13 protein-coding genes are annotated in these 14505 nt (G+C 38.7%); 5 read left to right on the top strand and 8 right to left on the bottom strand.

Going from position 1 to position 14505, the window contains the following annotated elements; translation table 11 throughout:
- Window positions 1–202: 202 nt before the first annotated feature.
- From ACTHQF_RS06045 to ACTHQF_RS06030, 4 genes are all read right to left on the bottom strand, one after another.
- On the bottom strand, window positions 203–535 hold the full coding sequence (locus tag ACTHQF_RS06045) for a helix-turn-helix domain-containing protein (RefSeq protein ID WP_440429037.1): 333 nt from the start codon (window positions 533–535) through the stop codon (window positions 203–205).
- Between the two features lie 195 nt (window positions 536–730).
- Window positions 731–2410, bottom strand: a complete 1680-nt coding sequence (locus ACTHQF_RS06040) for a hypothetical protein (protein ID WP_440429036.1) — start codon at window positions 2408–2410, stop codon at window positions 731–733.
- Window positions 2407–3915, bottom strand: coding sequence for an McrB family protein (locus ACTHQF_RS06035; RefSeq protein WP_440429035.1), 1509 nt, complete (start codon window positions 3913–3915; stop codon window positions 2407–2409). The genes ACTHQF_RS06040 and ACTHQF_RS06035 overlap by 4 nt, the downstream gene beginning before the upstream one ends.
- A gap of 3 nt (window positions 3916–3918) precedes the next feature.
- Window positions 3919–5007: a DNA cytosine methyltransferase gene (locus ACTHQF_RS06030; RefSeq protein WP_440429034.1), complete on the bottom strand. Its 1089-nt coding sequence runs from the start codon at window positions 5005–5007 to the stop codon at window positions 3919–3921.
- A 405-nt stretch (window positions 5008–5412) separates the two neighbouring features.
- Between ACTHQF_RS06030 and ACTHQF_RS06025 the strand changes: the two genes are divergently transcribed.
- The 4 genes from ACTHQF_RS06025 to ACTHQF_RS06010 all read left to right on the top strand — a co-directional run bounded on the left by ACTHQF_RS06025 (window position 5413) and on the right by ACTHQF_RS06010 (window position 8014).
- Complete coding sequence (locus tag ACTHQF_RS06025) at window positions 5413–5757, top strand: hypothetical protein (protein WP_440429033.1); 345 nt, start codon at window positions 5413–5415, stop codon at window positions 5755–5757.
- Window positions 5744–6607: a putative phage abortive infection protein gene (locus ACTHQF_RS06020; protein ID WP_440429032.1), complete on the top strand. Its 864-nt coding sequence runs from the start codon at window positions 5744–5746 to the stop codon at window positions 6605–6607. The genes ACTHQF_RS06025 and ACTHQF_RS06020 overlap by 14 nt, the downstream gene beginning before the upstream one ends.
- A gap of 92 nt (window positions 6608–6699) precedes the next feature.
- Window positions 6700–6912 (top strand): transposase, encoded by a 213-nt coding sequence (locus ACTHQF_RS06015; protein ID WP_440429631.1) that lies wholly within the window; start codon window positions 6700–6702, stop codon window positions 6910–6912.
- A gap of 325 nt (window positions 6913–7237) precedes the next feature.
- Entirely contained in the window at window positions 7238–8014 is a 777-nt protein-coding gene (locus ACTHQF_RS06010) for a transposase (protein WP_440429031.1), read from the top strand.
- 112 nt (window positions 8015–8126) lie between these two features.
- Here the strand turns inward: ACTHQF_RS06010 and ACTHQF_RS06005 are convergent, their stop codons facing one another.
- From ACTHQF_RS06005 to mnmE, 3 genes are all read right to left on the bottom strand, one after another.
- Window positions 8127–10544, bottom strand: coding sequence for an HD domain-containing protein (locus tag ACTHQF_RS06005; RefSeq protein WP_440429030.1), 2418 nt, complete (start codon window positions 10542–10544; stop codon window positions 8127–8129).
- A gap of 60 nt (window positions 10545–10604) precedes the next feature.
- On the bottom strand, window positions 10605–10823 hold the full coding sequence (locus ACTHQF_RS06000) for an ATP-binding protein (protein ID WP_440429629.1): 219 nt from the start codon (window positions 10821–10823) through the stop codon (window positions 10605–10607).
- Between the two features lie 291 nt (window positions 10824–11114).
- The gene (mnmE, locus tag ACTHQF_RS05995; RefSeq protein WP_440429029.1) at window positions 11115–12482 is read right to left on the bottom strand and encodes a tRNA uridine-5-carboxymethylaminomethyl(34) synthesis GTPase MnmE; all 1368 of its coding nucleotides are present in this window, start codon (window positions 12480–12482) and stop codon (window positions 11115–11117) included.
- Between the two features lie 85 nt (window positions 12483–12567).
- On the opposite strand from mnmE, the gene ACTHQF_RS05990 reads away from it, so the two are divergent.
- Window positions 12568–13686 (top strand): AI-2E family transporter, encoded by a 1119-nt coding sequence (locus ACTHQF_RS05990; protein ID WP_440429028.1) that lies wholly within the window; start codon window positions 12568–12570, stop codon window positions 13684–13686.
- Window positions 13687–13798: 112 nt separating this feature from the next.
- On the opposite strand, the gene ACTHQF_RS05985 is transcribed toward ACTHQF_RS05990, so the two are convergent.
- Window positions 13799–14182, bottom strand: coding sequence for a YidH family protein (locus ACTHQF_RS05985; RefSeq protein ID WP_440429027.1), 384 nt, complete (start codon window positions 14180–14182; stop codon window positions 13799–13801).
- Between the last annotated feature and the right edge of the window lie 323 nt (window positions 14183–14505).

Below are 14505 nucleotides of genomic sequence, written 5' to 3'. Positions count from 1 at the left end.
TTTTTTTTTTAATCTTAATAGCATAACAAAATGTCTTATTAGTGAAGTATTGGTCAAAGAATTCTTGTTATACCAGAAAATCCTTCTGTTGCCTCTAAAAGGTCATTTAGACTCTCTTTTAGAATACCGTCGACCTCAAACTCCTCAATTACTTTTCCAACTGGAGATGATGAATATAAATTTAATAGATTACTGCCGGAATCTAATGAGTGTTTCTGAGTTCATCAAACAACTCAATTACTTTTTTCTGAAGGTTGAAGACCTCTTTTTCCTTAACTGCTAATTCGTACTCGCAGGCTGTTAACTCTTTCTTATCAACTTTGTTGTTAATTTCAGCAGAACCAAATAGTACTTCTGCGACCGAAACATCAAACAAACTGGCTAATTGAACAAGTCTGCTTAGGTTAATGTCCGTAATCCCAGATTCAATTTTACTATAGGCCGGTATCGAAATACCAAGCCTTTCGGCAACTATTTTTTGATTCCATCCGCGTTCCAACCTTAATTGCTTGATGTTCTGGTCTACATTTTTCATTTTTAGAAACCACTTTACCCCCAAATATATTAGTTTAACTTACATAAACGATGCTAAGAAGCAATTAATTTGGTTAATAGTATACATGATCGTTTAGTGGCTTCCTATTGCGGCAAATCGAGTATTTTTAAAAAAGATCGAATAGTTTTTTGGAATCCATGCAAAATGTAATCCAAAGCATGCATGTAGTAAAAATCAGAGATCATTGAAGGAATCAACCTTTTTGAATTCATTGAGGATATTTGATGAGATTAAGTGGTCAGAAAAATGCTTGGCTAATAGCAAGGTTCCATCAATAGTATTATAACATTTCCCGATCAGTTGTCGAAAATTGGTACTGATGAAGTCGTGCTTATTTTTAATGCTAACAAATTTATAGAATTCAAACCCGCACTTGTTTTTATTAGAAAAAAAATCAATGAAATTTGCTCTAAAAAGTTCCTTAACTTGATTTTGAAATTCATTTAAATCCTTTTTATTTGAAGCAGTATATGCTTTAAGAACAAATAAAAAGTTGATCTTATACTGATGAATAAACAACGTATCGCGATCAAAAAGTCTATTCGGGTAATGAGATGAACACTCTACCTCATTTATAGTTTCAATTTGATGTTCAGAAAAGTTTGCCACATCACTGATATAACCATATAAAAAAAAGTTTGGCGTTATATTGTAGCCTTCGGTTAATTCATCACGATATCGAATCTTCCCGTAAGATTTCCCCTCATTCAGAAGATTAATATTAAATTGAATCACGTTCTTAGCATAAGTGTGTTGCTTGTATTTTGGTACACTTCCTGCAGAGTGGCCAGACTTGTAATACTTAGAATCACCGATATAAAAAATATTGCTGACATCAATCAGCGATTTATATTCGTAAATGTGATCTATTATTTTCCCATCAGCGTTATTTTTGAGTTTCTCGATCGAAATACCATCATTAGTCTCTAAATTAAGTCGTTCCTGTGTAAATAGTTTATCAATCATATCTTCAAACACAATATTGTAGTTTGTGGTTGCTAAGAATTCGTCCTGCTTTTTGACAACCATACCACTATTCATATATGAGAAAAAGATCTCACAAAGGCGATACATCCTTTTTAGAACATCATTGAAATATCGGTATTTGATTCTCTTTAACTTCCTACCTCCAACTGAGCAGAGTGTTTGAAATGACTTACCTGTTATTAATGGATATGCCTTGTCAATCTTTAAATTAACATGATGTTTTTCATTGAAGTGATTGATGATAGATAAAAAATACGTTATTAGTTCTTCCTCTTTATCCGGTGTTTTTCTTTGATTTCTTAGCTGATAATAAATTGGACTTCCATTGGTAATTTGTGGAAGGCTTTTTCTAATAGTTTTTTCCCATTTGGTCTTCTTACTTTGACTGGATCTGTATTCAAAACTTTTAAACAGAAGAATGCTATGATTTTTTTTATAAAAATTAATGCAACTTAAATATAAATCCATATATGATAATTCATTTTCTGGAATATTTGTAGCCAGTTCAAAATTATCAATTAAATGCAAGATTGAAGTGTTGTACCTACGTTTTCGAAACTCAATCAAACTATTATAAAAAAAAACGGACAGTTGTCTTAACCAGTTCAAATGTTCATCATGTATTGATGATTTTTCAATATTAAGATCAATAATCTCATTCTTCGTAGCCCCAAATACAGTCACTACACTATCAGCCATGAACACCTTTGGCAGTAAGAAAACTAAATTATTCTTATCTGAAGATCTATAATAACCAACTGACGTAATTATTCCTTCAACACCAATTTGTTTATAGAACTTAGCATCATCAAAATTGGCTTTAAGAATATCTATGGAATAGCGCTCTCCTTCTATAAAAATTTTCATTCTTGTTGGTCAACATTTAAAAGACTCAAGCTTTCCATCATTCTTTTCACCTCTCGAACGCCATTTGTTTGTATCGGAAAAAACGACTCATAAGTTGTGTTGTCCAAAAAGAAGCTATTCTCTTCATCTTTAAATACGTCGTACCAGAGATAAAAAATTACTTTATTGATAAAATCGTTGATCGGTATGATATCATCCTTGCTCGGCTTGATGAAATAGTTTCCGATACATTTATCCATACCTAAGTTTGGATTCGTCGAAATGTTTCCAGTGTTGACGGTATTGATAAAGTCAAGCCAATTTACAGCTGTTTCTTCATCAATTATAATAGTGTACTTTGAGGATTTATTTTGCTCTCCTTTTTCGTAGTTAATTGGAATATATTCCCACTCCCATCTTCTCTTAAAAGCACTATCCATTGGATATAATGATTGATCAGAGGTATTCATCGTTGCCAATATACTGAGATTGGGTGGAAGATGTAGGCCATTTGCAACCCCCGGATGATCAAATCCCAAAGCCTCAATTAAGTAGGCGTTCATCTCATTGGACGGCACTACTTTGTAATCGGGATTTCTGTCTAAGAGTTGGAAAACATCACCAAATATTTCAGCACAATTTCCCCTATTTATCTCCTCTATTACTATATAGTAATCTTGATCTAAATCCGCCCATGCCCTCACATACATATTAGTAAAAATTTGTGGCACAAACCCATATCCGATGTTTCCAGCTTCATCTTGTTTAGGTTTAAACCCACCGACAAAGGATGAATAATCATAGTCAGGATGAAAAATCACTCTTTGGGTCGTGGTTTCCCTCCCCCTGAGCACCTCGGCTACCCGAAAAGATTTTCCGGTGCCTGGCGCACCGAAGTATATTGTTTGACGTGGGGACGAGAGATCCCTTAGAGCCGGCGGAAACTCCGCTTTTGAAACATTTTTTTGGACATTGGATTGATCAAAACTCCAATATGTCGCACTAATTCCACTTTCTTTAAAAATAAAGATTCTTACCTGTGTTTCATGAAATAAAAATTTCAAAATTTCAGTTGCGAATCCCACACCATCCGCCACCCAACGCTTAAATCCTAATCCATTCTGACTGAATGAAAGCTCTGATGTTAAATAAAATTCAGTTTTCGACCCTTGTTTAGCTGCTAACTTGTTAAAAGCAAATAGTAGTTTGGCCGAATCTAACTTTTCTTCTTTTTGGGAATCAATCACACCATTGATTCTTTCTATATCATTTATGAGCTGGCTAATTTTGAAGTAATTCTTGATGCTTACCTTCGTATTCGTTTGTGGCAGATTTGTCCCTGTTTTAAAAAGCCCTGGCAAATACTGCTTTACAATTGAGTATTGCTTTGTTCTAACAAAAATATGATGCTTTTGTGCACCTGTGCCATTTTTTCTGACTGGAAGTATTATTTCATCGTTAATTGTTTTCTGATCGACAATTATATCAGCCTCAACAATTGAATTGTTGACATCAATTAGGGTCATATTTTAAATGTTATTGGTTTTTAGAAATGTATATATACCTTCTGCCATAGCTTTAGCTAATTGAATCGGCACACTGTTACCTACTTGCTTTGATTGCTCTGACTTGCTTCCAAAGAATATATAAGTATCAGGATATCCTTGTATTCTCGCCATTTCTCTAATTGTTATTCTTCGATCCTCAGTTGGATGATAGTAGTGATCACAGTTATTGTGTACAATGGTATAGCTGACTTTGTCAAGATCCAACCTCCGCATTGCTCTTTTTGTATCGCTATTATTTCTTAAATCTGCTGGGCAATCTTTCATTGAACCGCCTGGGGGAATAAATTCAAGGCGTTTTTTATTAAGTGGGGTAAGCTTACTAATAACATGATTAGGGTCATTCTCTTCAATTTCGTTATCTAAAAACAATTCTCGAATGGTGTTACAATGCTGTTCAACAGGAACTGGAAACACGAAGTCTCCCTGAATGTCATTTCTAACACCCACAATAAATATCCTTCGACGATTCTGAGGCACTCCAAAGTCTTTAGCATTTAGCAGCCTATCAAAAATCTTATAGCCACATTCTGCCAGCTCTTTTTTTATAATGCGAAACACCTGACCATTCTGCATGGTAGTCATACCTGAAACATTCTCCATCAGAAAAACTTTTGGTTTTACTTCTTTCAATATTCTTGAATATTCTTTAAACAACTGATTTCTCGGATCTTCAAAGGAACGTGCTGGATTTGCTGTCGAGAACCCCTGACATGGGGGTCCTCCAATAAGGACATCAGCTTGCTTTAAACCGCGAACCTTAGAAATATCGCCACATCTAATATGGTTTCCTATGTTGTGCGAGTAGGTTTTGCAGGCTTGTTCGTTGAAGTCATTTGCAAAGATAATTTCAAATTGGTTTGTAGCTAAAAATCCCAGATCTAAACCGCCACTACCAGAAAATAAAGAAACTACCTGTAATTTCTCATTAGTTCCAAGCTCCTTTTTACTACTTAGAAGTTCTCCATGTACTTCCTTCCTTTCTAAAGAGTCTGCTACAAATTTCCCAACCTGCACACTCGTATACTGTTCCATTAGTTCTTCTTCATTCATTTCAAACGTATCAAAGGTAACAGGTTCTTAGGCTTTAAAGAAATTTAAAATGGCTGGCTTAAACGACCGTCATAAATAGCTCTGCCCATAAAATCTCCGATCAGGAATTTAGCTTAGCACTTTCTCGATTTGGAGTAATAAATATAAACTGAAAAGCCATATTTAATCTTGACGACATTGCCGATCAATCAGCAACTTACCTGTACTAAATCTTATTATGATACTTCTTGAATTTGGTCGAATATACTGCTTGTGCCTATTATTTACTTAATCTGAATACCTTTATGATGGCATATCGGCAGACTATAAGACGTCCATCAGTACTTTTCCGATAATTAATTTTAAATTAGAATTTTTGACAACGTCACGTGAGGAATTGTTAAGCCTGATTTTTACATTGGACATATGAAAACAAACACTACGCTTTTAAGAGCAGCCTATTTACTCTTGCTAATCAGTGGGACAATTGCGATATTCTTTTTAAGGAGCCTGTCCGGAGAATACACAATTTTTGGCCAAGGCGAAATAGACATGGCCAAGACAGGAGCAGTTGGGGACTTTATAGCTGGTTCCATTGGTACAATATTCTCATTAACCGGATTGATCTTAGTGCTTGTTACATATAGAGACCAAAGATTAGCCAATTTAAAGGACAAAAAGGAATCCAGAGTGTTCACTCTTATTCAAATTCAAGTTAACAACGCAGAGAACATGACTTATAAAAACCCATATAAAGATGGCGAGAATTAAAATTCCGGATTATCAAGGACGAGCTACCTTTCAGTTCATTCTGCATCAACTTGAACAATCTTTGTCTGATATCTTTCCTTTCTTTGATGCAATTCAACTGAATCAGCTATATTCACCAAGACATCTAAACGACGCTAAAACCTTCTTATCTGAGCGGCCCAACTTGGATCTTACTAAGTTAGCATTATGTGATATCGCTTACTCAGTTGTGTATTTTGGATTAAGCAACAAAGACGAATCTACCTTAAAAAAGCTTTTGACATTCTCATACAACAGTAACTTCATAGAGTATTTGCTTTTTTATTTATCCATTAAACCACATCCGGATTCGCCACAGTATAATAGTTGGAAGAATTTTGATAGACTTTCGCTGATTTTAGTTGAATCACTTAAGCGTGACTTGCGAGACTCAATTCCTCATTCAGATTCATTAAACTATTTTAAATACGAACATCGGAGTATTTTGAAATCTCTACAAGATGGCAAACCATTTAAGTTTTACGGAGGCCATCAATTCAAATTAAGTCACTACTATCGTCATCTTTACCAGACAGTGAAGTTTATTAACGACCAAGATGTTTTTAATTTTTGTGAAAAATACGAATATGCTAAGACCCTTAGGGCACAACTTTCCACCCCGGAACAGTACCTGCTTTTTTTTAATAGTATTTCAAATATAGGTAGAGAATGGGAGTTCAAACAAATAGACGGGACTTACGACAAGAGAAGTTATTATTTAATTACAAAATACAATCTGATTAAAAATGTTCCGGACCTGCTTTTCATGAACTTCATTAACATTCCACAATTTTATCCAGATGTTTCTTATGAATATCATCAAGACGTGTAGGGTTTCTCGCTCCTAATGCAAGTATCTCTGTACTAACCCCCTAAAAGACTGGACTAAATTATAAAAACAATTTAGAACCATTAAATTAGGGTATTACAAAAAGAGAACGGAGATCATTCAGTCCAGAGGATCGCCTGGCTATCGTTCAGGAAGGTCAACGTGAAGGTACCACGGCTACCTGTCGCAAATACAATCTATCACCTTCCTTATTTGCCAAGTGGCGCAGTAAATACCTGGCTAAGGGTGTTGAAGGCCTGAAACCTGCCTACCCTCGGGTAGATCCTGCGGTTCGGGCCCTGGAATAGGAGAATGAACGTCTCAAACGCATCATTGCCAGACAAGCCCTGGAGATTGAGGTTAAATCAGAGCTTTTAAAAAAAACTCCCATCCAACCCAAACTAAGAAGATGATCGTGGAGCAGTATAAGAGAATACTTCCTGCCAGCACGCTGTTATCCTGGGTAGATCTTGCTAAAAGTGTTTATTATTACAAGAATAGCAACGGGAAACGCGGAGCAAGGCCGAGTACTCATACGCTAAAAGTGGATGGATCAATATTGACAATCAGGTTGTAGTCGATCAGATAAAAGATATTCTATCACAGGAATTCTGCTGTTATGGCTATTAAAATGTGACTGGGGAACTGCGAAAACTAAGTTACCATATCAATGAAAAGAAAGTCTATCGCTTAATGGATGAGCAGAGTCTGCTACTAGGCAAAGTAATCCGCACCAGTGGTAAACGCAAGTTTGTTCAGCATCGCAAGATCATGGCAAGCTACCCAATGGAATACCTCTGCTTGGATACTAAGTACGTTTATGTGCATGCCGACAGGCGAAATTACTACCTGCTTACCATTCTGGATGTATTCTCCAGAAGAACGGTGGATCAGATCTTTCAAAAAAGTATCAGACAAATGGATGTGATTAACGCCTTCAGAAGAATCGGACAGCAATATGGAATAAAGGGTGTCACCATCAGAAATGATAATGGTTCTCAGTTTATTGCAAATCGGGTTAAGCAGTACCTGAGATCGGCAGAGGCTAATCAGGAGTTTACCCACGTGGCTACTCCGGAAGAAAACTCATACATTGAAGCATTTCACAGCATCGTTCACCGGGAAGTGATTGATCGGTTCGAGTTTGACAGCTTTTATCATGCAAAACACACCTTAGCAGCACCTCGGTCATGGCACGATAACAAACGCAATCATCCCTCAATCGGTACAGCGCCAAAACAAAGATGGGATGAAAACATTGGTATCACTCTAGAAAGAAGACGTCCGGTGCAAGCGACGAAAGAGGAATGGAAAACCACAAATAATCAGCAAACGGAGATCAATGATGCTGACTTACACCTAAATTCGAGCGAGTATTACACAACTAATTCAAAACTTTTGTCCAACTAATAAGGGGTCGGTACAGTATCTGTACGAACTAATTTCGGTTGCCTCAAAGTCAATGCTGAAATATGCACATAGAGGTATTAAGTCATAGTAATTTAGTCTGGTTCTCCTTGTTTTAAATTTTTGCCAATGCATTCCTAAATTGATCACTTTTACATTTAGAGAGCATTACATTTTTTAACTTATCCCAATATTCATTTTCTACCGCCATGGAAATTTGCCGACAAACTACAAAAGCTAGATTTTCTTCGAACTGAACCCATTTTTCATCATAAATAATCCCGTTTCTAGCAGAGTTGAGGTTTAAATCATGATCACCACTGATATCTATAACGATACGAACTGGTATGGGCCATTCAAGTTTCACCTGCTGGTTCCTGCCACTCCAATAATCAGGAAACAATTCAAATGGAACCTCTATGCCATGGAGGGCTATAATAGCTTTTGAGTCAGCGAGTTTATTCGACGAATTACTTAACTGTGGCTCCCCAGATTCATCAATTTCAATTGTAGTAGAAGTCTTTTTTATTTCATTGGTATCATATTTAATTGCTCTATCTAATGTGTAACTCTCACCATCAACATTAACTTCTTTGGCTCTTAAAGCGATCTCTGATACCGGAACATTTTGATTTTCCAAAATAGCTGCCATTCCCTTCCCGATAATCCCGTAATCATTTTCCGTGATTTCAAATGTCAATTCGCGGATGTTGGCATCTTCCCTCCAATAGTAATCTCTAAGATCATTAAGGCTTAATTCTTTAAAATTGTCTCCATTGTGCGTAACCGTTTTTGTAGCAGTTTCTATAACGATTGGAAAAGGGGGATACGGAATCAGTTTACGTATTGACGCTACAAATTTGTCATCATCGTAATATTGCCACGGATGTTTATCTCTTAAAATAAGTTCGGTGCTTGTTCCTGGCTCCATCAACTTACCTTCTCGAACCCAAAATACACTATCTTGCCCTTCAACAATAATTTCAAGTGCTTCCCCGGATTCGTATGGCCCTTTTAACCTCTTAGTATTTACCTTCAGAGAATCCGAGACCATAAAACAAGAAAGAACACCGATACCAAATTTAGATATTGGTGTGTATTCAAGGTTTACTTTAGCCTTTAGCTCATAAAATTCTGATGACTTATAATAGGACGTACCCACACTAGAATAATATCTATTTACAATGTCAAGATCCATGCCTGTCCCATTGTCACATACCTCTAAATAGTCAACTTCATGCTTATAAAATTTAATGGTGATTTGCGGGTTGTAAGGGTTTTTCCAGCTTATTGCCATAGCCCTACGTAAAAGGCATGCGTCTATGGAATTCTGAATTAACTCTCTTAAAGCAACATCAGGCTGACCATATAATTTTGTCCCCATCAACAAGTCGATTACCTGTTTTTTGTTGAGTGTGAACTTGGTTTCTTGATAATTATACAATGGTCGACCGCTTGAGGTCTTCTTCGGACCTATTTTTGATCTATCGACATTCAACGGTAAATTGATTTTGTAGTATTCTGGAAACGGTTTACGAACAGAGTCAGTCATACGATTAAGAATGGTATTTGAAGTTGCTAGTTCCCTATCAATAAGGTCGCAGAATTCCCTTATCGACACTTCAATAGCTGGATGTTCGCATCTTGCCTGAAATCTGACTATTGTGCTACTGATGTCCCATGCGTCAACACTCCTATGCTTTTGCCATTCCCGAATTGAGACCGGATTTCGAACAAATAAGTGAGATAACAAGACTGCTGGTGTTCGTTTGGCATCAAAATCTAACACATCTGCCAATCGCAAAATTACTCCGATAAATGGCAAACAAGCATAAACACCTGGACCGCACAATAAGGAAGTATCCATTTCCAATAGAGCAGCTGGGTCATCATTATGGCTAAAACATAACTGTGCAAATTCACTCGTTAAATCAATATCCCTATACTTAATTCTGCCCTCCCATTCTGACTCAACTATTGATCTTGCCCGCTCTGCGTGAGTAGATCTGATATATTCAGAAATTAGATGCTTTTGCAGTAAACTAGCTTTACTAACATTCTCAACGGAAAGACAGGACTCAATTTCGGATATTACTGAAGGAAAACCTTGACAATATTTTTTAAATTGAAGATACTGAAAATCCTCCTCATCTTTGAATAATTCACCATCCCATAAGGAAGCCCAAGAAAGTACGTCCTTTTTTGATGCAGCCATTCCAATATCATGGAAGAAGGCTGTAAGAATCAATAACATTAATTCAGGAACTGACAATCGCTTTAAGGTTTCAGAGGGGACTATTTTTTCCATGAGTTTAAGTACCCGAAAAAGATGGTCCCCATCATGCAGCGTATATTCATCCATATGAATGAGTATTGTTTTTGTCGCTTGATAAGCATATTGCACAGCGTCATCAACCAAAGCCATAACCTGTTTTCCTGAAGGGTCAGCTTCTGCTTTGCTAATCAGTTCTTTGAAAATTGCGCTTGAATTAAGTTGTGATTGCGTTTCAGCACGCCAGGTATCTTCCATCATTTGTAAATTTACTGTTTGATGTTTAAAATCATGAACCTACATAGCACTAATATGTAATGATTATGGCCTTGGAATAATAACTTTAAATTGTTCCGTATCGACATCATTAAGAAAAGTGATATTTGGATAAGCTGCAATTGCCCTTCCAACCCCCGTTCCTAACCCTTTATAAGAAAGTATATATTCAGCTAAGGATTGCAAAACAGGATTTCTCGCGATAGAAATGCCATTGCATATATTTTCAATAGTGAGAGAATTGGGTAATTTACCTGGACTAATTATTTCAACTCTAATCTCTTAAATGCACTCGTTTGCCGTTTTCATCTGATGAAGATCCTTTGTAGGACTCTATATATAATATAGGCTTATCATGCCATTCTTCAGTTTTTTTTTCCTTTAGTGCTATTTTCATAATTACTATTAGGTGTACATATGTACACCTTTCATATAAGAAGATGTACACAAAGTGTAACGAATATAGTGACAAGGCATAATAAAGCAAAGAACTATTTGATATAGATCGTTGATAGTCAGACGAAAGAAACTAAAGAAAACTAAAGCAAAACAGATTTATTTCCCAATACAAAACTTACTGAAAATATTTTCCAGTAAGTCATCCGTAGTAACCTGACCAGTAATCTCACCAAGGTAATGAAGCGCCTGCTTGATATCCATTGCTAAAAAATCAGAAGTCACTGGATTTACCAATCCCAGCTCTACCTGAAGTAAAGCTTCCTGCGTGCGCTGCAAGGCTTCCACATGACGGATATTCGTCACCATGGTATGGTTCTCTGTTAACTGGTCCCCTACAGCTACTTCGTACAACAAATGCTTTAAGTCATCAATATGACTTTTTTCCTTCGCAGAAATGGAAATGAACTGCACTCCATTTGGCAATGCTAAAGAGAGAGAATCTTGGTCGACAAGGTCCATCTTGTTTGCCACCGCTACAAAAGGGACACCCGGCTTTTGCAAGCGAGAAATATCCGACAGGATCTCCGGTACGGACAGCTCCGCAGCATCAAATAAGTACAGCAACAAAGCAGACTGACTGATCTTCTCCATGGTCTTCTCCACCCCGATCACTTCTATGGCATCCTGCGCCTCGCGAATACCAGCGGTATCAATCAACCGGAAGTTGATACCATTAATGTTCAACAACTCCTCTATCGTATCCCGGGTCGTACCAGCAATGGAACTCACAATGGCGCGTTCCTCGTTCAGCAAAGCATTCAACAAGGTAGATTTACCTGCATTCGGACGTCCGGCAATTACGGTATTGATCCCCTGCTTAATCACGTTCCCTAGTTCGAAAGAGCGGATCAACTTACCAATTACTAGCTTAATGCGGTTGATCAAAGCCTGCAGCTGATCACGGTTTGCAAACTCCACATCTTCCTCCGCGAAATCCAGCTCCAGCTCAATCATAGAAGCAAAATGAATCAGCTGCTCCCGCAGCTCATTCAGCTCATTGCTGAAACCACCACGTAGCTGGTTCATCGCAACCTGGTGCGCCGCCTGTGAATCTGAAGCAATCAGATCAGCAACTGCTTCTGCCTGGGAAAGATCCAATGAACCATTTAAGAAAGCACGCAAGGTAAATTCCCCTGGCTTCGCCGCATGTGCACCTTTACGGATTAACAAAGAAATGATCTGCTGGATAATGAAATTGGAACCATGGCAGGATATCTCCACCACATTCTCCTTGGTATAGGATTTCGGCGCCACAAAAAGACTAACCACCACTTCATCGATCACGCTATCGCCATCCTTGATCAAACCGAAATGTAGCGTATGGCTTTCCTGCTTGGTCAGATCCTTACCGGCAAATACGGAATTTGCAATCTGGATCGCATCCTTGCCCGATAAACGGATCACCCCAATGGCGCCAATGCCTGTCGGCGTAGATAATGCAACGATCGTGTGTTCTGAGGTCATATAGCTTTCTTCTCGTTTATAATCGCCAAATTTACCGAAACATTTCATAGCTGATTATGTTAACCAAGAAATAAGCAAAACATTTATGAAGGATTTGCCTCTAACGGTAAAACGTTCCATTGAATTATTGGGTTTAGTACTCGTGATCGCCGTCCTGGTGGTTGGAAAAGACATCATCATGCCGATCCTTATGGCTTTTTTCATTAGCCTGGTCCTGCTGCCCATCTTCCGCTTCTTCCGAAGAATAAAAATTCCAGAAACCATTGCCATCGTACTCTGCCTGCTCGTGCTGGTGGTCGTTGTTGGTGCCATAGGTTTCTTCTTCGTCAACCAGATGGGCATCCTGATCAAAGACTTCCCGCAGATCAAACAAAATGTTGCCCTGCACGTCAAATCCCTTAGCGACTGGATCGGCGGTATTACGCACATCTCTACCAAAGAACAAATGGACTTCCTCTCTAAAAAGAGCGATGACCTGATGACCTATGCCGGTGGCATGGCCAGTGGTGCTGCGGTAACACTTTCTTCAATCTTCGTATTTGTTGGTTTACTGCCCATCTACATTTACCTGATGCTGTTCTACAAAGGTATTCTCTTACGGTTTATCTTCATGTGGTTCCAGCAGGAGGATCATCCAAAAGTGAAAGAAACCATCTACGAAACAGAGGCAATCATCAAAAACTACCTGGTGGGCTTATTGATCCAGGTGACCTATATGACCATACTTTTAGGCGGTTTACTGATGCTTTTTGGCATTAAACACGCCCTGCTCATCGGTGTGATCTTCGCCATCCTGAACCTGATTCCCTATGTAGGTGCATTGCTGGGCAACGTCATTGGTGTGGTCCTGACGCTGACTTCTTCGACCGAGCTTACACCTGTAATTACCGTATTGCTAGTCATTGCTGGGGTGCAGTTCCTGGATAACAACATTCTGATGCCGCGCATCGTGGGATCTAAAATCAAGATCAATGCACTCATGGCCATCCTCGGGGTGATCATCGGTGGCAGTATCGCGGGCATCTCGGGAATGTTCCTGTCCATGCCGATCATTGCCGTAATGAAGATCATTTTCGACCACACTTCACAGTTTAAACAATGGGGCATCCTGCTGGGCGATCAGCGTCCGGCACGAAGTCCAATGACCTTCCCTATCTTCCGGAAAAAGAAAGATACACCCACTGTACCAGGGGTAGAAAAATAATTTTTAATTGCCATACAATATTCCGGCTTTTCTAACGCTTTAGTTATTGAGAGCGTTAATTTAGATTAAGGGGTAATGATCATCAAGGTCATTGCCCCTTTCTTTTTTCCCCTTACCGTGTTTCCAAAAGATAGACCAGCAAAGCAATGCAAACGATAAAGATCGATAGTGTTGTCAGCTTGGCAAAGAAGTCCGAGTGGTAGTACACCCCCCGGTCCAGCTGTTTCTGCGTCGTCAAATAGCGGAAGTACGAGAATACGATGATCAGGCCACCTAAGGCAACGAGCATGATCCCGATGAGGTGTGAATAGCCGGCTTCAGGCATTTTTTGCCTTGCACCCAGGGCTGCACTGATCTCTCTGGTAAACAAAGAGAACTTCACCACCACAAAACCAAAACCCATGACGCCGATACTGGTCCTGATCCAGGCTAAAAAAGTTCGTTCATTTGCCAGGTGATCCGCTACCCTGGGCTTTTCCGTGTCTTCATTTTTCATAGCAATTGTTTTCTTTCTAATGCTGGCTTGCACTTGCTGCTTTAACTAAACAAGGCGGCCTGGCAGAATTGTTTGCGGTAGATCCGCAACAGCCTGGCAACCGGAAGCTTCCGGTACAGCACCATTGATAAGACAGATCAAACACTGAGCACAGGCACATCAGACACACAGCGGTGTGCGCTTGATGTGGGTTTGATGTGCGTTTGGTGTGGGTCAGGTGTGGGTTAGGTCCGAAGCTGCTACAGATGCTTCCCGCAGGATATTGCAGGACCTTCTAAAAGCTAGTCCTGCCAGCATTATACAGGTTTCGCTGTCCTTCCTGC

The organism is Pedobacter sp. SAFR-022, from assembly GCF_051965375.1.
Taxonomy (GTDB): domain Bacteria; phylum Bacteroidota; class Bacteroidia; order Sphingobacteriales; family Sphingobacteriaceae; genus Pedobacter.
This window is presented reverse-complemented; position numbering and strand designations above follow the sequence as displayed.

Bases quoted from the DNA above. Each gene is read 5' to 3' on its own strand.
- ACTHQF_RS05990 (WP_440429028.1), top strand. From the start codon at position 12,568: ATGAAGGATTTGCCTCTAACGGTAAAACGTTCCATTGAATTATTGGGT.
- ACTHQF_RS06035 (WP_440429035.1), bottom strand. From the start codon at position 3,915: ATGACCCTAATTGATGTCAACAATTCAATTGTTGAGGCTGATATAATT.
- mnmE (WP_440429029.1), bottom strand. From the start codon at position 12,482: ATGACCTCAGAACACACGATCGTTGCATTATCTACGCCGACAGGCATT.
- ACTHQF_RS06020 (WP_440429032.1), top strand. From the start codon at position 5,744: ATGGCGAGAATTAAAATTCCGGATTATCAAGGACGAGCTACCTTTCAG.
- ACTHQF_RS06045 (WP_440429037.1), bottom strand. From the start codon at position 535: ATGAAAAATGTAGACCAGAACATCAAGCAATTAAGGTTGGAACGCGGA.
- ACTHQF_RS06025 (WP_440429033.1), top strand. From the start codon at position 5,413: ATGAAAACAAACACTACGCTTTTAAGAGCAGCCTATTTACTCTTGCTA.
- ACTHQF_RS06005 (WP_440429030.1), bottom strand. From the start codon at position 10,544: ATGATGGAAGATACCTGGCGTGCTGAAACGCAATCACAACTTAATTCA.
- ACTHQF_RS06030 (WP_440429034.1), bottom strand. From the start codon at position 5,007: ATGAATGAAGAAGAACTAATGGAACAGTATACGAGTGTGCAGGTTGGG.
- ACTHQF_RS06040 (WP_440429036.1), bottom strand. From the start codon at position 2,410: ATGAAAATTTTTATAGAAGGAGAGCGCTATTCCATAGATATTCTTAAA.
- ACTHQF_RS05985 (WP_440429027.1), bottom strand. From the start codon at position 14,182: ATGAAAAATGAAGACACGGAAAAGCCCAGGGTAGCGGATCACCTGGCA.